The organism is Flavobacterium cutihirudinis (assembly GCF_003385895.1).
Classification (GTDB): Bacteria; Bacteroidota; Bacteroidia; order Flavobacteriales; family Flavobacteriaceae; genus Flavobacterium; species Flavobacterium cutihirudinis.
This window is the reverse complement of record NZ_QRDQ01000011.1, coordinates 343982-364854: the sequence shown is the minus strand read 5'-3', so window position 1 is coordinate 364854 and position 20873 is coordinate 343982. Positions and strand designations below refer to the sequence as shown.

Genomic DNA, 20873 nt, shown 5'->3' with positions numbered 1-20873 from the left:
GAAAACCCATGCCCTAGCCCCGATAGTAGCGGAAATCCTTTTTGTGGCGGGGTTCGCCACAAAAAGATTGCAACGGATAGCGGGATTAAGCTCCTAAACAAAAAACAAATCCCAAATCTTGAAATTCCAAATTCCAATATTCAAGGGGTTTCGCTCCGCTCAGCATGACAAAGTTATTTATCAACTCTATTTATAGTATAGTTTTCTACATATATATGTAGCAATAACAAACCCGACAGGTTTTCAAAATCTGTCGGGTTGCTCGAGTACAATTTACTATTATATATATGTGTACTTATTTATGTATACTTTCGTTTAAACTGTCAATTACTTCTTTTGTGATTTGAATGCTTTTTAGTTTTGCCTGATGATCGAAGATTGGACTTGTTACCATTAATTCATCGATTCTGGCATAGTCGATGAACTTTTTCAAATCAGTTATTAATTGTTGTTTATTTCCCGTGAAAGTTCCAGCGGTCATTTGATTGACATGATAACGTTCTGCTTCATTCATAATGTCATCTAATGAAGAGACTGGCGGTTGCAAACCTTTACGATCATTTCTAATTAAGTTTAAAAACATTTGATACAAACTTGTAGATAATAATTCAGCTTCTTCATTTGTATTTGCTGCAATTATATTGACACAAGCCATTGTTTTCGGTTCATGTAAACATTCTGAAGGTTGAAAATTTTCGCGATAGAATTCAAATGCCTGGATCATAAGTTTTGGCGCAAAATGTCCGGCAAAGGCATAAGGTAATCCATAAGCTGCGGCTAAAGCTGCACTTTCCATACTTGAACCTAAAATCCAAATTGGAACATTAAGGCCTTCAGCTGGAAAAGCACGAACTTTTCCTGTTGCATTTTCGCTAGAAAAATATTCTTGGAGTTTAATCACGTTTTGAGGAAAACGTTGCGCTTGCTCGAAAAAGTCTTTTCTGATTGCTTCAGCCGTTGGCTGATCTGTTCCAGGCGCTCTTCCTAAACCTAAATCGATTCGGTTTGGATAAAGTGTTTCCAATGTTCCGAATTGCTCTGCCACTACTAAAGGCGAATGATTTGGCAACATGATTCCGCCTGAGCCTACACGAATATTTTGTGTCTGACTTGCTACATAGCCAATTAAAACTACAGTTGCTGAACTTGCAACGTGTGCCATATTATGATGCTCTGCCAGCCAAATACGTTTATATCCAAGTTTATCCGCTAATTGCGCAATGTCTTTTGTTTTTTTAAATGTCTCTGATGCGTTACTGTCTTGCGTAATGATCGCAAGCTCTAATATTGAAACTGAAATTGGGTTTTTCATATAAAATAATGCTAAGGTGCAAAATTAACTCATTTAAATTGATGCACTTTGCTTTCTAATGTTAATAGAATTATAATATTTGTAGCTACAAATGTTTATTTTTCTAATTTCAAATGAATTAATTTATGGTTTGTTTTACCGTCATCTTTTATAATTACATCTTTACTTGATTCAATTTCAAATTTTGATGAAGTTTCTATATTTAATGAAATATCTCGATTTCTAAAGATTTCAGGAATCTCCGGAATAACAATTTTCACTTCTACGTCTTTTCCTTTTTGTATGTAATCCATTTTTATTCGGTCTCTTAACCAAATATATTCATATACTTCCTGCCACGGCGCCATCCAAATTGAATCGTTTCCTTTTACCCCATATTTATCAGCAAGCGCTGTCATATAATATTTGAAATCGGAAAAACGTATGCTTAAGTTCCATAAGTTTGCATTTCCTGTTCCGTGCGTGAATTCGCTAAACCAAGATGCATTTGGTTGTTTTGCAATCGAATCTAAAGTTTTTAAATAATTATCCATGGTTTTAAAACTAATAGTATCTTTTGAACTCTGTACAAAAGTTCTGGCCGTAATCATTTTATCTAAATTCATTTTTGAATTGATATTAAAAACTGGCCCTACACCATAATAAGATGCAACCGAAAAATGCCCGTTATTGAGTGCATCTTTTTCATATTCCAAATAATATTTCTCATCGCCTTCCCCACCCGGAACTACAAAATGAGACATCGTAAAATCAAGGTTTTGTCTGATTGAAGTTGTGTTTTCTGTTACTTCTGTCAAGAAATTTGTACCTGATTTTGTTGCATGATGAAAACCATGATTAAAAATATCCCAACCAGCATCGTACATTTCTTTTACCTCAGCCCACGAAAGATGCCCTCGATAGGCAGAAAAATCTCCTATTGCGCCACCATTTATAGCTAAACCTAATTTAAACGGAATTTTATTTCCCATTCCATCCGAATAAAAAAGACCTTTTGACATTGTCCCGTCTCCACCTTGATCGATTTTCCACTCCGTAATCAACGAATTACTGATTCTTCCTCCGTTCAATAAAGGAAAAGCAGTCAAATAAGCTGATCTGTAACCGTCGTCCAATGTAAAACTGTACGCAAAATGTTTATTATATTTTAAAGGTGAAACTACAATTTTTACATTATCAGCTGTTTTTAGTTTTATTTTGAAGGAAATGGTTTTGGATTTCGAAGAATCTTTTTGAGCGATTTCATTAGAAAAGCAAGTAAAATATCCGAAGAATAATATAAGGATAAGAAAAATACGTTTTGACATATATTATATGGATTCAAATTTTGCTTAAAAGTACATTTCTTTTTGAAGAATTGATTTTAAAACCAATTCCTCTTTTAAAAATATTTTGCGCTGAATCAAAAAAGGAAAGTGATTTTAAACCTAAATTTGTACATCAAAACACCAATTCGGTTTTAGCTTATCTGCAAATGACACACAAAATTTTAATTATAGACGACGAAGAAAAACTTAGAAGTTTGTTAGCGCGTATTATAAAATCGGAAGGATTTGAAGTTATTGAAGCCAAAGATTTAAAATCAGGTTTTAAAAAATTGGAACAAACGGATATTGATGTTGTTTTATGCGATGTAAAATTGCCTGACGGAAATGGCGTTGATTTTCTACAAAACATAAAAGGAAGTTTTCCTTTGACAGAAGTTATTCTGCTAACTGCTTTTGGAAATATTCCAGACGGCGTTCAGGCAATGAAAAATGGCGCTTTCGATTATATCGTAAAAGGCGATGATAACGATAAAATTATTCCGCTCCTTTATAAAGCGGTTGAAAAAGTGCATTTGCAAAAGAAAGTACAGCAGCTTGAAAAACGCATCAACGATAAATATTCCTTCAGCACTATTGTTGGAAAATCGAAAGGAATTGAACAAGTTATTGATCTCGCTCAAAAAGTTGCCAAAACCGATTCGACTGTTTTATTGACAGGTGAAACCGGAACAGGAAAAGAAGTTTTTGCGCAGGCAATTCATGAAAATAGCAACCGTGTCGGGAAATCATTTGTGGCCTTGAACTGCAGTACTTTCACCAAAGAAATTTTAGAAAGCGAACTTTTCGGTCACAAACAAGGTGCTTTTACGGGAGCTGTAAAAGATAAAAAGGGTTTTATTGAAGAAGCGAATGGCGGAACTTTATTTCTGGACGAAATTGGTGAAATGCCAATTGATCTTCAGGCAAAATTATTGCGTGTTTTAGAAACTTCCGAATATATTCCCGTTGGAGATACCACTCCGAAAAAATCAAATTTCAGATTAATTGCCGCTACAAACCGAGATTTAAAAACAGAAAGCGACGAACATCGTTTCCGTTCTGATTTGTATTTCCGATTGAATATATTCGAAATAAAACTGCCTTCTTTAAGAGAAAGAATTAAAGATATTGCGGTGTTAACGCATCATTTCGTTAAACAGTTTTCTGAAAAAACGAATAAGAAAACATTAAAGATCTCAGATGATTTTCTTCAGAAATTAGAAAATTATTCCTGGCCGGGAAATATCCGCGAACTTAAAAACATTATCGAAAGATCGGTTATTTTGAGTAGTGGTGATACTTTAACTTCGGATGTTCTGCCATATGAAATGCAACATCAAGCGGAGAAAAGCGCCAAATCAATGTCGGCTTTCTCGATGCAGAGTGTTGAAAAACTCCATATTCAAAAGGTTTTAAATTATACGAAAGGAAATAAAGCAGAAACCTCAAGATTATTAGAAATTGGAATTGCGACTTTATATAGAAAGCTAGAAGAATATAATATACAGTCCTAATCCTGCAAGGTTTTCAAAACCTTGTAGGTTTAGATTTTACATAATTTTAAACTTTACACTTAAATAGAATACCTCAAGGTTTTGAAAACCTTGCAGGAAACGTAACAACCATATCATTTCAATAAAAGCTTATCATTTTGATAGGCTTTTTTTATGCCTGATTTTTGGCACGAAACTATATTCTTTTTATTTACAGCACTTTAACCACAACTTCATTTTTTCGGAACATCTTTTGGCATAAGGAGAGAGAACATTAAAAATTCATTCCAAATGAAAAATCAAGTAACCTCAATCTACAAACAAGCCGAACGGTTTGCCGAGATAACCAAAAAATCTATTATTTCTGGAAACATCGTGAGAGCAAAAAAATGTCTGGCTCTTGCCGAACGTTTGTTTATTACAGGAAGTATCGAAACTAAAAATGCCATTTCTAATGTGTATGTTTTTTCGGTCTCTTCTTTCATGGAAATGCGTCACTGCAATATTTCACATCTATTTCCTCAAACGCTTAAAGCAGAATATATCAAGCAGATTAATACTTCGGGAGTATAAATATGTTGAATTGGTTAACTGTTTAATTTTTTAACCGCCAAACAACAATCTAAAATCTAAAATCTGAATTCTAAAATAATTATCCTATGATCACTTTTCTTTTACTCGGGCTGGCCGTTGTGCTGTTTGCCATTTGTTTTCTCTCTGTTGAATTTTTTGAAAAAATCTAAATCATGACCACACTATTTATTATTTCAATCGCCGTTTTCGTGTATTTGGTCTATGTATTAATCAAACCCGAAAAATTTTAAATCATGTAAAAAGTGAAATGCTTTAAGTGAAATGTAAACGCAAATTTTATTCATCAACTCATTTTACAAATCACCTCCTTTTTCACTAAAAAATATAAAAATTATGAACACAGAATTATTAGGCGTCATTGGTATTTTCCTCCTAACTATTGTTTTAGCGATTCCTTTAGGAAAATATATTGCTAAAGTTTATTTAGGAGATAAAACACTTTTTGACCCGATTTTCAATCCAATTGAAAAATTTATTTTTAAAATAAGCGGTATAAATCCTGCTGAAGAAATGAACTGGAAACAACACTTAAAAGCACTTTTAAGTATTAATATGGTTTGGTTCTTTCTTTGCTTCTTTGTCTTATTGTTTCAGGGGTCTTTGCCTTTAAATCCAGATAACAACCCTTCAATGACGCCAGATCTGGCATTTAACACTGCTATTTCATTTTTAGTCAATTGTAACTTACAGCATTATTCAGGCGAAAGCGGGGTTTCTTACCTTTCACAAATCGTCTTGATGTTCCTTCAATTTGTTTCTGCTGGTATCGGAATGGCTGCAGCCGCTATGATTTTCACAGCAATGAAAGAAAGAACAACAGAACAATTGGGTAATTTTTATAATTATTTCATCAAAAGCTGTACTCGTGTCTTATTACCACTTTCAGCAATTGTAGCTATCGCATTAGTTTTTAGTGGTACTCCAATGACTTTTGAAGGAAAAGATGCTATTACAACACTTCAAGGTGATCATGTAGAAGTTTCTCGTGGACCAGCTGCAGCTTTTATTGCAATCAAACATATTGGTACAAATGGTGGTGGATTTTTTGGAGCCAACTCAGCGCATCCATTAGAAAATCCAACTTATTTTACTAATGGAGTTGAACTTTGGGCACAAATGATTATTCCGTTTGCGATGATTTTTGCTCTTGGATTTTTCCTAAACAAAAGAAAACTATCGAATATTATTTTTGGTGTAATGACAGTTGGATTTTTACTCTTGGTTGTTCCAACAGTTATGAGTGAAATCAACGGAAATCCTGCTATCGAAAAAATGGGAATTGCGCAAACAACAGGAGCGATGGAAGGAAAAGAAGTTCGGTTTGGCCCAGCAATTTCAGGATTCTGGAGTATCGCAACAACAGTAATTTCTACAGGTTCTGTAAACAGTATGCACGATAGTTCTATGCCTATTTCTGGTGCTATGCAATTATTATCTATGATGGTAAATGCCTTTTACGGCGGATGCGGTGTTGGCATTTTAAACTACTACATTTTCATTATTCTGGCTGTATTTATCTCTGGATTAATGGTTGGCCGAACTCCTGAATTTTTAGGTAAGAAAATCGAAGCACGGGAAGTTAAAATTGCTGCTTTTATAGCTATTCTTCATCCTTTATTAATATTAGCGGGAACTGCTTTAGCTTCTTATTTTGCTGCACATGATACTGCAATGGGTTATTGGTTTAGCGGCAATGCGACAGGCTGGTTAAACAATCCTGGTAACCACGGATTCTCTGAAATGTTATACGAATATACTTCGAGCGCTGCTAATAACGGTTCTGGTTTTGAAGGTTTAGGAGATAATAATCCATTCTGGAATATCACTACAGGAATTGTATTACTGTTAAGCCGTTTTATTCCAATCATTGGTCCATTGGCAATTGCTGGTTTACTGGCAGGTAAAAAATACATTCCAGAGAGTGCAGGAACTTTAAAAACTGACACATCCATTTTCGGAATCATGACTTTTGCCGTAATCGCCATTATCGCTGCTTTATCGTTCTTTCCGGCGCTGGCACTTGGACCTTTGGCGGAGTATTTTACACTGAAATAAAAATGCTGACTTAAACACATAAAAATAAACGCAAAATATTTCAAACATAGCCCGTGGTTTCAACCACGGGAAACGAATTGCGGGGACAAAGATTGTGATATACGTTGCGTCCCAGCGGTTAAAACCGCTGGCTATGTTCTATAATCTATGTGTTTTTAGCGCATAACATTTAACAAATAACATTTAACTTTTTACAAGAAAATGACAACTAATAAATCCACATCATTGTTTGAAAGTAAACAGGTAAAAGAAGCATTCTTGCAGTCTTTTGTCAAGCTGAACCCAAAAATGATGATCAAAAATCCGGTAATGTTTACCGTAGAAATTGGAACAGCCATTATGTTTGCTGTCTGCATTTCGATATTAATGGGCGCAAACGATCAGGGAAGTTTTACTTATAACCTAATTGTGTTCTTAATTTTATTGGCAACACTTTTATTTGCCAATTTCGCCGAAGCAATTGCCGAAGCAAGAGGAAAAGCACAAGCCGACAGTTTACGAAAAACAAGAGAAGAAACTCCTGCAAGACAAATTTTACCAAACGGAGAAATCAAAAACATCAGTTCTTCGGCATTAAAAAAAGACGATATTTTCGTTTGTGAAGCTGGCGATTTAATTGCTGCCGATGGTGAAATTATCGAAGGTCTGGCTACAATCGACGAAAGTGCCATTACCGGAGAAAGTGCTCCTGTTATTCGGGAAGCTGGCGGTGATAAATCATCTGTAACCGGAGGAACAAAAGTATTATCTGACAAAATTAAAGTAAAAGTTACTTCTGAACCTGGCGAAAGCTTTCTAGATAAAATGATTGCTTTGGTTGAAGGTGCAAGCCGTCAGAAAACACCAAACGAAATTGCCTTAACCATTTTATTAGCCGCATTTACTTTAATATTCGTGATTGTGTGCGTTACGCTAAAACCGTTTGCCGACTATGCCAACGCACCCATCACGATCGCGGCTTTCATTGCATTATTCGTGTGTTTGATTCCAACTACAATTGGAGGTCTGCTTTCTGCAATTGGTATTGCCGGAATGGACAGAGCGTTGCGCGCTAACGTAATTACAAAATCGGGGAAAGCGGTTGAAACTGCTGGAGATATTGATGTTTTGCTTTTGGATAAAACTGGAACCATTACCATTGGAAATAGAAAAGCGACCAATTTTTACCCAACAAAAGGAATTTCTTTTGATGATTTCGTTAAATCGGCTGTTTTAAGTTCGCTTGCAGATGATACTCCGGAAGGAAAGAGTATTTTGGAGTTGAGTGAAATGATAGATGTAAAAAATGAAACGAAAGCAAGTTTCTTAAAGACTACTTCTGATATTTCACATACTATCAAATTTACTGCGGAAACTAGAACTTCTGGAGTCGTATTAAAAGATGGAACTAATATTAGAAAAGGAGCACAAGACGCTGCAAAAAACATTGCGCAACAAGCCGGAAATTCTTTCCCTGAAGATACTGCACAACAAGTAATTTCTATTTCATCTAACGGAGGAACTCCATTAGTGGTAATCAAAAACAATGAAGTTCAAGGTGTTATCGAACTTCAGGATATTATCAAAACCGGAATGAAAGAACGTTTTGAGCGCTTACGCAGAATGGGAATCAAAACGGTTATGGTTACAGGAGATAATCCGCTTACGGCTAAATTTATTGCTGAAGCAGCTGGTGTTGATGATTTTATTGCCGAGGCTAAACCTGAGGACAAAATGAATTATATCAGAAAAGAACAAGCTGAAGGAAGACTGGTTGCCATGATGGGTGACGGAACAAATGATGCTCCTGCCCTTGCCCAAGCCAATGTTGGTGTTGCGATGAACAGCGGAACTCAAGCGGCAAAAGAAGCCGGAAACATGGTCGATCTTGACAATGATCCAACGAAACTAATCGAGATTGTTGAAATTGGAAAACAGCTTTTAATGACTCGAGGTACTTTAACTACTTTTTCTATTGCAAATGACGTTGCGAAATATTTTGCTATTGTTCCTGCTCTTTTTATTACTGCGATTCCTGCGCTTCAAGGTTTGAATATTATGCATTTGCATAGTCCTGAAAGTGCGATTTTATCGGCTGTAATTTTCAATGCGGTTATTATTCCAATTTTGATTCCGCTTGCGCTGAAAGGGGTTGATTACCGACCAATTGGAGCGAGTGCGATCTTAAAAAGAAACCTTTTGATTTATGGTCTTGGAGGATTGATTGTCCCTTTTATTGGAATTAAGGTAATTGATTTGTTAGTAGCACTATTTATGTAAGATACTAAGGCGCTAAGTTGCTAAGATTCTAAGTTTTTTTTCTTAGAATCTTTAAACCTTAACAAATCAGAATTTAAAAAAACTTAGAAACTTAGAGACTTAGTCTCTTAGAAACTTTAAAAAAATGAAAAATCTATTTTCTATAATAAAACTTACTGTGGCGACTTTAATCTTGTTCGCAGTTATTTATCCTTTAGCGATTTACGGAATCGCACAAATTGCTCCAAATCAAGGAAAAGGAGAAACGATTTCGGTTAACGGAAAAGTGGTTGGTTACCAAAAAATTGGTCAGAAATTCGATAAGTCGAATTATTTCCGGGGAAGACCTTCGACTGTTGATTATAATGCTGCGGGAAGTGCCGGAAGTAACAAAGGTCCAAGCAACCCTGATTATTTGGCTTTGGTTCAAAAAAGAATTGATACACTTTTATTGGTTCATCCATACTTGAAAAAATCTGATATTCCGTCGGATATGGTTACGGCTTCTGGAAGTGGTTTGGATCCGAATATTTCTCCGCAAGGGGCGCTGATTCAGGTAAAACGAATTGCGAAAGAAAGAAAACTGGACGAAGCTAAAGTAAAAGCTTTGGTTGAATCTAAAATTAATACGGCTGTCGTTGGTCCTGAAACAGTGAATGTTTTGGAATTGAATGTGGCTTTAGATGCGCTTCGCTAAGACTCTAAGATGCTAAGGTTCTAAGATACTGAGATTCTAAGTTTTTCTCCTGCAAGGTTTTGAAAACCTTGTAGGAAACAAAAACGCCTTTTTACCCCAAATGCCCTAGCCCCGATAGTAGTGGAAATCCTTTTTCTGGCTTCTTTAGCCAGGAAAAGATTGAAACGGATAGCGGGATTAGCTCCTAAAAAATCTACTTAATAAATAATAGAATACCACAAAATGAAAAAAATAATACTTACTGCTTTAATCGCTTTTGGTTATAGCAATTTACAAGCACAAGAAGAATCTAAAAGTCCATTGACATTTTCGGGATATGTTGACGCTTATTATAGTTATGATTTCGCGAAACCGGAAAATCATACTCGGCCGAACTTTTTTTACAGTTATAATAAAAGCAACGAGGTAAACCTGAATTTGGGAATGGCAAAAGTGAATTATTCGAAGGAAAATATTCGGGGAAATTTTGCCTTGATGGCGGGAACTTATGCCGAATATAATATGTCTGCCGAGCAAGGTCTACTGAAAAATGTTTACGAAGCGAATGTTGGTGTAAAGATTTCGAAAAACCATAATTTATGGATTGATGCGGGAATTATGCCTTCGCATATTGGTTTTGAAAGTGCGATTGGAAAAGACTGTCAGACTTTAACGAGAAGTATTCTGGCTGAGAATTCTCCTTATTATGAAACGGGAGTTAAAATTGGTTATACCTCTGAATCCGGAAAATGGTATTTGGCAGGAATGTACCTTAATGGCTGGCAAAGAATTGAAAAAGTAGAAGGCAATCAAACGCCTGCTTTTGGAACTCAGGTTACCTACAAACCGTCTGATCGGGTTGCTTTGAACTGGAGTACTTATGTTGGAAATGAACAGCCGGATATTGACAAAAAATGGCGTTATTTCAACAACTTTTATGGACAGTTTAAGATAACAGAAAAGACAAATATTACAGCTGGTTTTGATATTGGATCACAACAATCGGCTAAAGGAAGTGATAAATATGATACGTGGTTTTCGCCAGTTTTGATTCTGCAATATAAACCAGTTGACAAGATTCAGCTTGCAGTAAGAGGTGAATATTATAGTGATGAAAAAGGTGTAATTATCGCAACGGAAACGCCAAATGGTTTTAAAACTTACGGATTTTCGGCTAACTTTGATTACTTAGTTACTGATAATGTTATGTTTAGAATTGAAGCCAGAAATCTTTCAAGTAAAGACGAAATCTTCACCAATAAAGACAATCTCCCAACGGATACGAATACGTTTGTAACGACTTCCTTGGCGATTAGTTTTTAGGAGAATATTTCTTGCCACAGATTACACAGATTAAAGGGATTTTTTAATGTCTTTGTGTAGATTTATTTGCCACGAATTACACAAATTTTCACGAATTATATTAAATAAAAATTTGTAAAAATTCGTGTAATTCGTGGCTAAAAAAAATCTTCCTAATCTGTGACTCGAGCGATAGCGAACAGGCGTAGCAAATCTGTGGCTTAAAAAAAACTTTGTGACTTAGCGCCTTCGTGGCAAAAAATATGGAAAACGAAAATAATAACGCACAGCACTTTCTCGATTTAATTCAGAAATCACGAAAAGGGAAGTTTAAAATCTACATTGGAATGAGCGCCGGTGTGGGCAAGACTTTTCGTATGCTTCAGGAAGCGCATTCGTTATTGAAAAACGGAATCGATGTGAAAATTGGTTACATCGAAACGCACATGCGAAAGGAAACGCATGAATTATTAGCGGGTTTGCCTATAATTCCGAGACGAACCATTTTTTATAAAGGAAAAGAACTGGAAGAATTGGATGTTCAGGCAATTATTAACCTTCGTCCGGAAGTGGTTATTGTTGATGAATTAGCGCACACGAACGTTGAGGGAAGCAAAAATGAAAAACGCTGGCAGGATGTTTTAGAGATTTTGGAAGCGGGAATTAATGTGATTTCGGCAGTGAATATTCAGCATATTGAAAGTTTAAATGAAGATGTAAAACGCATTACAAATATTGATGTTCAGGAACGTATTCCTGACAATGTTTTGCGATTGGCGGATGAAGTCGTGAATATCGACTTAACATCTGAAGATTTGATTGCACGTTTGAAAGAAGGAAAAATTTATACTCCGGATAAAATTCAGACGGCTTTAACGAACTTTTTTAAATCGGAACAGATTTTACAACTTCGGGAATTGGCTTTGAAAGAAGTAGCGAGTCAGGTCGTTCGAAAAGTTGAAAATGAAGTTCCGAATCTTCATGCTTTACGACATGAGAAACTTTTGGCCTGCATTAGCAGTAATGACAAAACGGCTAAAATTGTGATTAGAAAAACAGCAAGACTCTCCAGTTATTATAACGGATTGTGGTATGTTTTGTATGTGGAAACTCCACAGGAAAGCAGTAATAAAATTGCTTTAGACAAACAAAGGCATTTAATTAATAACTTTAAACTCGCCGTACAATTGGGCGCAGAAGTTATTAAACTGGAAAGCAGAAATATTGCCGATGCGATTTTGGCAACAGTTGAAGAAAAACAAATTACAACTGTGTGTATCGGAAAACCGCATTTGAATTTATTTAAAGTAATTTTGTCTACAACAATTTTCAGACGTTTGCTAAACAAATTGTCGTTGTCAAATGTTGATCTTGTTATCCTGTCATGAAAAATTTTTAAACCATATAATTTATATAAGTTCATTTAAATAGAATGCGAAAATTCTAGCACAAAAGTTCATTGAAGATTGTCTATAAAGGTTCAAAGCCTTTTCTTATATTTTCTATTCTTTGCCTCAATATTGCATATCGTTATATTTTCTTATATCACTTATATGATTCAAAAAAAATTAAATGTTTTATAAAATGAGAATTAAAACCAAATTGAATCTGGGAGTTGGATTATTATTTGTACTAATAATAATACTCACATTGGTGAGTGCCTTTTATATTTTTTCTATAAAAAAAGACACTGAGAATATTCTGAAAGCGAACTATAATACGCTTGAATATTCACGAAATATGCTTTTGTCATTAGACGAAATTAATACAAATAAGAACAACGCAATTGTTGTTTTTAAAGAAAATCTTCAAAAGCAAACGCAAAATGTTACAGAGGTTGGAGAGAAAAAAGGAACCGATAATTTAAAGGAAAAATTCGCTCTTTTAGAAAAAAACAGCACTGATGAATCTTTGAAAATGCAGATCAGGCAGAATATTTTTGAGATTATGAAACTCAATATGAATGCCATAAAACAAAAAAGCGATATTGCCAAACATACTGCCGAAACGGCCAATTTATGGATTGCCATTGTGGGAACTTTATGCTTTTTAATTGCTTTTAATTTACTGGTTAATCTCCCAAATAATATTGCCAATCCAATAAAAGAATTGACGCTGAGTATCAAAGAAATTGCCAATAAAAATTATTCGGAACGTGTTCATTTTACGAGCCATAGCGAATTTGGAGATTTGGCCAAATCGTTTAATACAATGGCACAGAAACTTCAGGAATATAACGATAGTAATTTGTATAAACTCTTCTTTGAAAAGAAACGACTGGAAACCTTAATTAATAATATGCACGATCCTATTATTGGTTTGGACAATGAAGGAATTGTTTTGTTTGCGAATGATGAAGCGTTAAAAATTGTTGGTCTCAAACTGGAAGATGTTATCGGAAAATCGGCTTCTACTCTAGCGATGTCGAATGATTTGATTCGGTCTTTAATTTTAAAAGAGGATTCAGATGCTCCTAAAAAACAACCCCTAAAAATTTATGCGCACGGAAAAGAAAGTTATTTCGAAAAAGAAATTCTGAATATCACTATAATTCCGACTGGAGAAGAAAAAGAAATCAATATTGGCGATGTGATTATTTTACGAAATATTACACTTTTTAAAGAATTGGATTTTGCCAAAACCAATTTTATTGCAACCGTTTCACACGAATTAAAAACACCTATTGCTTCAATAAAATTAAGCTTGAAATTACTTGAAAATAGTAAAACAGGCGACATGAACGACGATCAGAAACAATTAGTCGAAAGTATAAAAGAGGACAGCCAGCGCTTGTTGAAAATTACAGGCGAATTGCTTAATCTATCTCAATTAGAAACAGGAAATATTCAGCTAAATATCGAAAAAAGCAATCCGCATGAGATTGTAAATTATGCTGTTGAAGCGGTAAAAGTTCAGGCGGAACAAAAACAAATCAAACTAGTTATTGATGCCGATGAAAATCTGCAAGACGTAAAAGCCGATAGCGAAAAAACTGGTTGGGTTTTGATTAATTATTTATCGAATGCGATAAGATATTCTTCTGAAAAAAGCACGATTCATATCAAACTTAAAAAAGAACTAAATCAAATCGTTTTTCAGGTTATCGATACCGGAAAAGGAATTGATACGAGATATAAAGACAAAGTTTTTGATAAATATTTTCAGGTACCGGGAAGTCAAAAATCTGGAACTGGATTGGGATTAGCGATTAGTAAAGAATTTATTGAAGCTCAAAATGGGAATGTTGGTGTTGAGAGTAATTTGGGATTGGGAAGTACGTTTTGGTTTTCGTTGAAAGTCTAGATTTTTCTGATTTGCCACAAAGGCGCTAAGACGCTAATTTTTTTAGCCACAGATTAAAACGATTAAACAGATTTTTAAATGACTTTGTGTGATTTTGTTTGTCACAAATTTCACGAATTATCACGAATTATATTTTAAGATAATTGTAAAAGGAGCCATCGGCTCGAACCATTTTGTAGGGCTGGATTTTAATCCGGTTGACAAAGAAATTCCGCAATGCAAAACAATTATAGACTATATCATATTATTAAACTGGATTGAAATCCAGCCCTACAAAATGGATCGTCCCTACGGGACTTTCTTGTAATTTCTTTTTTTTCTACCAATATTTAACTCCTAAAGGAGTATCTCGTAGAGATTATATATTGGTAGAAAAAAATTTCCACCCACATATATATTTATCCCGTAGGGATTATACAATATTGAAAATAATTTAGCCAATCTTAATTCAACTACCTCATTTAAAACCAACAAATTAATATTCACTTAAGGTTCAATTAAGAGAAAAATAGTTGGCAAAAACCTTCGTTAATATTGCAAAATATAACGACAACGAAAGATGTTTTACAAAACAGTTTCTCTACTATTTCTATTCGGATTATTTTCTGCGAATGCACAACAAAATGATTCGATCACAAAAATCGACAGTACTTCTCATAATTTAAAATTCAATTACAAACAATTAATTATTCCGAGTGTATTAATTGGTTATGGCGTAATTGGTTTAGAAAGTGATCAGCTTTTGAGTTTCAATCACCAGATTAAAGATGAAGTTACGGAAGACATTGATGAGAAAATTACTATTGATGATTTCTCACAATATGCACCTGCGGCGTCTGTCTATGCTTTGAATGCTTTTGGTGTAAAAGGTAAAAACAATATGCGGGATCGCTCTGTAATACTTGTGACTTCGTATGCAATTATGGCGACAACGGTTTTAGGCTTAAAATCAATTTCACATGTAGAAAGACCGGATGGAAGTTCGAATAATTCTTTTCCTTCCGGACACACTGCAACTGCATTTATGGGTGCCGAATTTTTATACCAAGAATATAAAGATAAATCTATTTGGTACGGAATTGCAGGTTATGCTGTTGCAACCGGAACGGGATTGTTTAGAATTTACAACAATCGTCATTGGCTAACCGATGTTGCGGCCGGAGCCGGAATCGGGATTTTGAGTACTAAAATTGCGTATTGGATTAATCCGTATATTACTAAAAAACTGTTCAAATCATCAGTCGAAAATAAATCTACTTCTATGATAATGCCTTTTTATAATGGACAACAATATGGGCTGAGTTTTGCGAAAGTTTTTTAGTTTTTTTGCCACAAAGGCGCTAAGACACAAAGTTTTTTTAAATAGCTTTGTGTCTTAGCGCCTTTGTGGCAAACTCTTTTTACGTATTCGAAGTATTATTCTTAATCTCTCGAACTTCACGTTTCAATTCTAAAAGCAAATCTTTCATTGCCCCGGTTTCCGTTGTTTCTTGTTTTTTGTCTGAACGGCCGATATTACATTCGTATTCCCAAATTTCCAGAATATCAGAAGCCTTCACTTCATAATTCGGATAAAAACTATTATCGGATTCTAAAACCAGAGCGTTCTTTTTGTTTTTATTGAGACGTTTATAAACCATACCTTCATTTTTGGTAATCAGAATATAAGTTTTTCCATCCATCACCTCTCCCAACTTTTCTACGTAACGACCAATAATAATCGAACCATCTTCGTGTGGAGGCATTGAATCGCCTTCAACGGGAAATCCGCGATGTTTTCCTGGTCCTAAAAAAGGAAGTGTAATCTGCTGTAAACTTTCAATATATTCTGGATCAGCATATCCGTTTAGATAACCTGCTTTTGCTTTTTGAGATACAATTTCAATAAAATTTTCTCCAAAACTATCCACTTGAATAGGTAAAATAAGTCGGTTACCTTCTAGTTTTATCAAATTTTGCACATCAATTTTGCGTATATCGACAGATAATATCAAGTCAATACTCATATGAAAATATAATGCAATCTTCTTTAAAATGTCATACGGTGCTTCCGAAGTTCCGTCTTCGTATTTCACGTATCTTCCTCTGGTAATACTTAGGTTTTCAGCTAATTTTTCTTGTGATATTTTATGCTTAACCCTTAGTGCTCTGATGTTGTCTGAAAATAAGGACATAATTAATTTGTTATAATTTGGAACAGCAAATATACAAAAAATTGTTATCACCTGTGCTAATTTTGTTCCATACAAAAACAAAAAGGAAAATGGCACGGGCAATTGTACATATGGATTTGGATACCTTTTTTGTATCCTGTGAAAGACGCACTAACTCTGAACTCAATGGAATTCCGCTTATTATAGGTGGCGGAGACCGCGGTGTTGTAGCATCTTGTTCGTATGAAGCCCGCAAATTTGGCGTTCGTTCTGCGATGCCGATTCGTATGGCATTAAAACTTTGTCCAGACGCAAAAGTGATGAAAGGCGACATGGAATTGTATTCACAATTGTCGCATGATGTAACCGAAATTCTTCAGGAAAAAGCGCCTGTCTTAGAAAAAGCGAGCATCGATGAATTTTATATGGACATTACCGGAATGGATAAATTCCATGGAAGTTATAAATGGACAAATGAATTGGCTCAAAAGGTGATTAAAGAAACCGGACTGCCAATTAGTTTTTCATTATCCATCAACAAAACTGTTTCTAAAATTGCGACTGGCGAAGGCAAACCTGTGGGAAATCTTGAAATTCCGGAACAAGAAGTACAAGATTTTCTAAATCCGCTTTCGATTCAGAAAATACCAATGGTGGGCGCTGTTACTTTTCAGCTTTTGTCCCGAATTGGCGTTCGTAAAATTCAGACTTTAGCCGAAATGCCTGCCGAAGTTTTACAACAAATGATTGGTAAAAATGGTCTCGAACTTTGGAAAAAAGCACATGGAATTGACCACACGCCTGTTGAACCTTACACGGAAAGAAAATCAATTTCGACCGAAACTACTTTTTCTCAAGATACTATCGATCTTGCCAAACTGCGAAGAATATTATTGGGAATGGTCGAAAAACTGGCTTTCCAGCTTCGTGCTGAACAATGGCTGACTTCAACTGTTACAGTCAAAATACGTTATGCCAATTTTGATACCGAAACCAAACAATGTCGAGTAGCTTATACCTCTGCCGATCATATTTTGACTAAAAATGTAATAGAACTTTTTGAAAAAGTCTATCAGCGTCGTATGCGTCTGCGGTTGATTGGCGTTCGCTTTAGCGGACTCGTACGCGGAACCTATCAAATTGATCTTTTTGAAGATACTCAGGAAATGCTTTCACTTTATGAAGCGATGGACAAAATGAAAAGCCGTTATGGTTTTGATGCCGTAATGCGTTGTGCCGGAGCTCATTTTAAACCGAATACCAAAGACGAAATTTTAAAACGAAAAAAATAATGTACCTCAATTGTCATTCTTATCATTCTCTGCGCTACGGCACGATTCCACTTAAGGAATTGATTGCCGAAGCTGTTTTGCATGGTATAAAAGCAATGGCATTAACGGATATTAATACCGTTACCGGAATTTACGATTTTATAAAAGCGTGTCAGGAAAAAGAAATCAAACCTTTAGTCGGAATGGAATTTCGATGCAATCATGAATTCCGATATATTGGTCTGGCGCAAAATGCAGAAGGTTTAGCAGAAATGAATGTTTTTTTGACGGAACATAATTTCAGCGGAGAAACTTTGCCTTTAATCGCGCCCGAATTTAAATCGGTTTTTGTGATTTATACTTTAGAAAATGCTCCGAAAGTGCTTCGTGAAAATGAATTTATAGGCATTCGTCCTGAAGAAGTTTCTAGGCTTTTTACATCGGAACATAAAAATAAAATCTCTCAAATGGTGGTTTTACAGCCTGTAACTTTTAGAACCAAAACAGAATATAATCTGCATAAAATTCTTCGGGCAATTGACACGAATATTATTTTATCTAAACTGACAAAAGCTGATTATTGCAAGATTTCTGATGTAATGCAACCTGAAGCATCTCTTTTGCCTTTTTATGAAAAATATCCTGAAATCATAAAAAACACTCAGAAAATCATTGATTCCTGCAATTTTGAATATGAATTTGGTATTCCAAGAAATAAAAAATTCTATACCAAAAGTCGTCAGCAAGATTTAGAAAAACTAACTGATTTAGCTTGGAAAGGTTTTCAAAATCGTTATGATAAAGATAATTCAGAAGCAAAAAAACGCGTCGAAAAAGAACTAAAAGTTATTGACGAACTGGAATTCAGCGGTTATTTTTTAATTACCTGGGATATTGTTCAATACAGCAACAGTCAGGGTTTTATGCACATCGGTCGCGGAAGTGGTGCCAACAGTATCATCGCCTATTGTCTCGGGATTACCGATATCTGCCCTATCGAATTGGATTTATATTTTGAACGTTTTTTAAACCTCAACCGAAAAACTCCGCCCGATTTCGATATTGACTGGAGTTGGCAGGAACGTAACACAATTTTAGAATATATCTTCAAAAAATACGGTAAAGATCACGTTGCATTTTGCGGTACAAACGTCGAGTTTAAATACCGTTCTATTTTTAGGGAAGTTGGAAAAGTTTTTGGTCTTCCAAAAGAAGAATTAGATATTCTGGCAAAAAACCCACAAGAACTTCATCCTACAAATAAAGTAGTGAGAATGGTTCAGCAGTACGGGAAAATGATGGAAAAATATCCCAATCAACGCAGTATGCACGCCTGTGGAATTATTATTTCTGAAGAACCTATCACGAATTATACACCTTTGGAAATGCCTCCAAAAGGTTTCCCAATCGTATTGTTTGACATGCATATTGCCGAAGAAATTGGTTTCGAGAAATTCGATATTCTAAGTCAGCGCGGTATCGGTCATATTGACGACAGCGTAAAACTTATTCAAAAGAACCGCGGTATAAAAGTTAATATTCGTGATACTTCAATTTCTAAAGACGAAGCGGTTTGCAATTCTTATTTAGCAAAAGGACATACGATTGGCTGCTTTTATATCGAAAGCCCTGCTATGCGTGGTTTACTGCGCCGTTTAAATTGTGATAATTATAAAATTCTTGTCGCCGCGTCGTCTATTATTCGTCCCGGCGTTGCACAATCGGGAATGATGAAAGAGTATATTTTCCGTCATAATAATCCAAACCAGTTTGAATATTTTCATGAGGTTTTCAAAGAACAACTTGGAGAAACTTACGGCATTATGGTATATCAGGAAGATGTGATTAAAATTGCCCAACATTACGGCGGACTTCCTGCTGCAGACGGCGATATTCTGCGTCGAGCCATGTCTGGAAAAGGACGATCTCTAGAAGCGCTACAGAAAGTAAAAGATAATTTCTTTGCGAGTTGTGCTCAAAAAGGACATCCCGAAACTTTAAGTCAGGAAATTTATCGTCAAATTGAATCTTTTGCGGGATACTCTTTTTGTAAAGCGCACTCGGCTTCTTATGCGGTTGAAAGTTATCAGAGTCTGTATCTGAAAGTCAATTATCCTGTTGAATTTATGACAGCGGTAATCAACAATCAAGGCGGATTTTACAGAACTGAAGTTTATGTACACGAAGCAAAAATGTCTGGCGGAACAATTCATAATCCGTGTGTGAATAAAAGCGAATATCAAACGACTTTATATGGTACCGATATTTATTTAGGTTTTATGCACATTCAAAGTCTGGAATCAAAAATTGCTCATTTAATTGAAGAAGACCGAAATAAAAAAGGCAATTTTAATTCTCTGGAAGATTTTATCAACCGAATTCCAATTGGAATTGAAGGTATTAAGGTTCTGATTTTTATTGGTGCTTTCCGTTTTACAGGAAAAACTAAAAATCAGCTTTTAGTTATCGCAAGTTTGCTTCTAAATAATTTTAAACCCGAAAATAGAAATTTAAAGCTTTTACAGGAACCTGTTAAAGAATACAAATTGCCAACATTGGAGCGTTCTATTTTTGAAGATGCTTTTGATGAAATTGAGCTTTTAAGTTTTCCTGTTTCATGCACTGTTTTTGATCTTTTACAAACCAAACATCGTGGCGATATTATGGCCAAAGATTTGGTTCAGTATCACAAAAAACAAGTCCGAATGTTGGCCTATTTAATTTCCAGAAAACACGTCCCCACCAAAAAAGGAACCATGTATTTTGGAACATGGATCGACCATGAAGGCACTTATTTTGACACCGCTCATTTTCCGGATAGTCTCGCACAGCATCCTTTTCAGGGCGGAGGCTGTTATTTATTGTTAGGAAATGTCGAAGTCGATTATCATTTTCCGACCATTACAATAATCAAAATGGCAAAAATGCCTTTTATTCCAGATCCGCGTTATATGGATTCAAAAGATCAATATAAAACACAAAACCAAATTAAAGAAGATATAAGCCTTACGCACAGAAAACCTTATCCATCGGAACATGAAATTAATTTGCCGAGACATAGAATGAAGTTTTAGTATTCAGTCGCAGTATTCAGCATTCAGGACTGTGACTGAAAACTGCGACTGCGACTGAACACTGAACACTTAAAAAATAACTAAAGAGAAACTTA

16 protein-coding genes are annotated in these 20873 nt (G+C 35.2%); 13 read left to right on the top strand and 3 right to left on the bottom strand.

The window, feature by feature from the left end:
• Positions 1–295: 295 nt before the first annotated feature.
• Together BD847_RS18115 and BD847_RS18110 are read right to left on the bottom strand one after the other, a co-directional pair.
• A complete protein-coding gene (locus BD847_RS18115; RefSeq protein ID WP_115889657.1) occupies positions 296–1312 on the bottom strand; it encodes an LLM class flavin-dependent oxidoreductase in 1017 nt (338 codons plus the stop codon).
• Positions 1313–1407: 95 nt separating this feature from the next.
• Positions 1408–2619, bottom strand: coding sequence for a polysaccharide deacetylase family protein (locus tag BD847_RS18110; protein WP_115889656.1), 1212 nt, complete (start codon positions 2617–2619; stop codon positions 1408–1410).
• 167 nt (positions 2620–2786) lie between these two features.
• Between BD847_RS18110 and BD847_RS18105 the strand changes: the two genes are divergently transcribed.
• The 11 genes from BD847_RS18105 (at position 2787) to BD847_RS18060 (ending at position 15601) form a co-directional block, all read left to right on the top strand.
• Positions 2787–4133 (top strand): sigma-54-dependent transcriptional regulator, encoded by a 1347-nt coding sequence (locus tag BD847_RS18105; protein WP_115889684.1) that lies wholly within the window; start codon positions 2787–2789, stop codon positions 4131–4133.
• Between the two features lie 270 nt (positions 4134–4403).
• Positions 4404–4685 (top strand): DUF7674 family protein, encoded by a 282-nt coding sequence (locus BD847_RS18100; protein WP_007805397.1) that lies wholly within the window; start codon positions 4404–4406, stop codon positions 4683–4685.
• 173 nt (positions 4686–4858) lie between these two features.
• On the top strand, positions 4859–4936 hold the full coding sequence (kdpF, locus tag BD847_RS18095; RefSeq protein WP_115889683.1) for a K(+)-transporting ATPase subunit F: 78 nt from the start codon (positions 4859–4861) through the stop codon (positions 4934–4936).
• A gap of 103 nt (positions 4937–5039) precedes the next feature.
• A complete protein-coding gene (gene kdpA, locus BD847_RS18090; RefSeq protein ID WP_115889655.1) occupies positions 5040–6761 on the top strand; it encodes a potassium-transporting ATPase subunit KdpA in 1722 nt (573 codons plus the stop codon).
• A gap of 201 nt (positions 6762–6962) precedes the next feature.
• Positions 6963–9020, top strand: a complete 2058-nt coding sequence (kdpB, locus tag BD847_RS18085; RefSeq protein WP_115889654.1) for a potassium-transporting ATPase subunit KdpB — start codon at positions 6963–6965, stop codon at positions 9018–9020.
• A gap of 124 nt (positions 9021–9144) precedes the next feature.
• Positions 9145–9696, top strand: a complete 552-nt coding sequence (locus tag BD847_RS18080) for a K(+)-transporting ATPase subunit C (protein WP_115889653.1) — start codon at positions 9145–9147, stop codon at positions 9694–9696.
• Positions 9697–9918: 222 nt separating this feature from the next.
• Entirely contained in the window at positions 9919–10998 is a 1080-nt protein-coding gene (locus tag BD847_RS18075; RefSeq protein WP_115889652.1) for a porin, read from the top strand.
• Positions 10999–11240: 242 nt separating this feature from the next.
• Positions 11241–12365: a sensor protein KdpD gene (locus BD847_RS18070; protein ID WP_115889651.1), complete on the top strand. Its 1125-nt coding sequence runs from the start codon at positions 11241–11243 to the stop codon at positions 12363–12365.
• Positions 12366–12561: 196 nt separating this feature from the next.
• Positions 12562–14280 carry an ATP-binding protein gene (locus BD847_RS18065; protein ID WP_115889682.1) on the top strand — a complete coding sequence of 573 codons (1719 nt, stop codon included), beginning with the start codon at positions 12562–12564 and terminating at the stop codon, positions 14278–14280.
• An 88-nt stretch (positions 14281–14368) separates the two neighbouring features.
• A complete protein-coding gene (locus tag BD847_RS20730; RefSeq protein ID WP_147298520.1) occupies positions 14369–14587 on the top strand; it encodes a hypothetical protein in 219 nt (72 codons plus the stop codon).
• A gap of 252 nt (positions 14588–14839) precedes the next feature.
• Positions 14840–15601 (top strand): phosphatase PAP2 family protein, encoded by a 762-nt coding sequence (locus tag BD847_RS18060; protein WP_115889650.1) that lies wholly within the window; start codon positions 14840–14842, stop codon positions 15599–15601.
• Positions 15602–15680: 79 nt separating this feature from the next.
• Here the strand turns inward: BD847_RS18060 and BD847_RS18055 are convergent, their stop codons facing one another.
• Positions 15681–16454 (bottom strand): XRE family transcriptional regulator, encoded by a 774-nt coding sequence (locus tag BD847_RS18055; protein WP_115889681.1) that lies wholly within the window; start codon positions 16452–16454, stop codon positions 15681–15683.
• 89 nt (positions 16455–16543) lie between these two features.
• On the opposite strand from BD847_RS18055, the gene dinB reads away from it, so the two are divergent.
• Together dinB and BD847_RS18045 are read left to right on the top strand one after the other, a co-directional pair.
• The gene (gene dinB, locus BD847_RS18050) at positions 16544–17725 is read left to right on the top strand and encodes a DNA polymerase IV (RefSeq protein ID WP_115889649.1); all 1182 of its coding nucleotides are present in this window, start codon (positions 16544–16546) and stop codon (positions 17723–17725) included.
• Entirely contained in the window at positions 17725–20778 is a 3054-nt protein-coding gene (locus BD847_RS18045; RefSeq protein WP_115889648.1) for a DNA polymerase III subunit alpha, read from the top strand. The genes dinB and BD847_RS18045 overlap by 1 nt, the downstream gene beginning before the upstream one ends.
• Positions 20779–20873 lie beyond the last annotated feature (95 nt).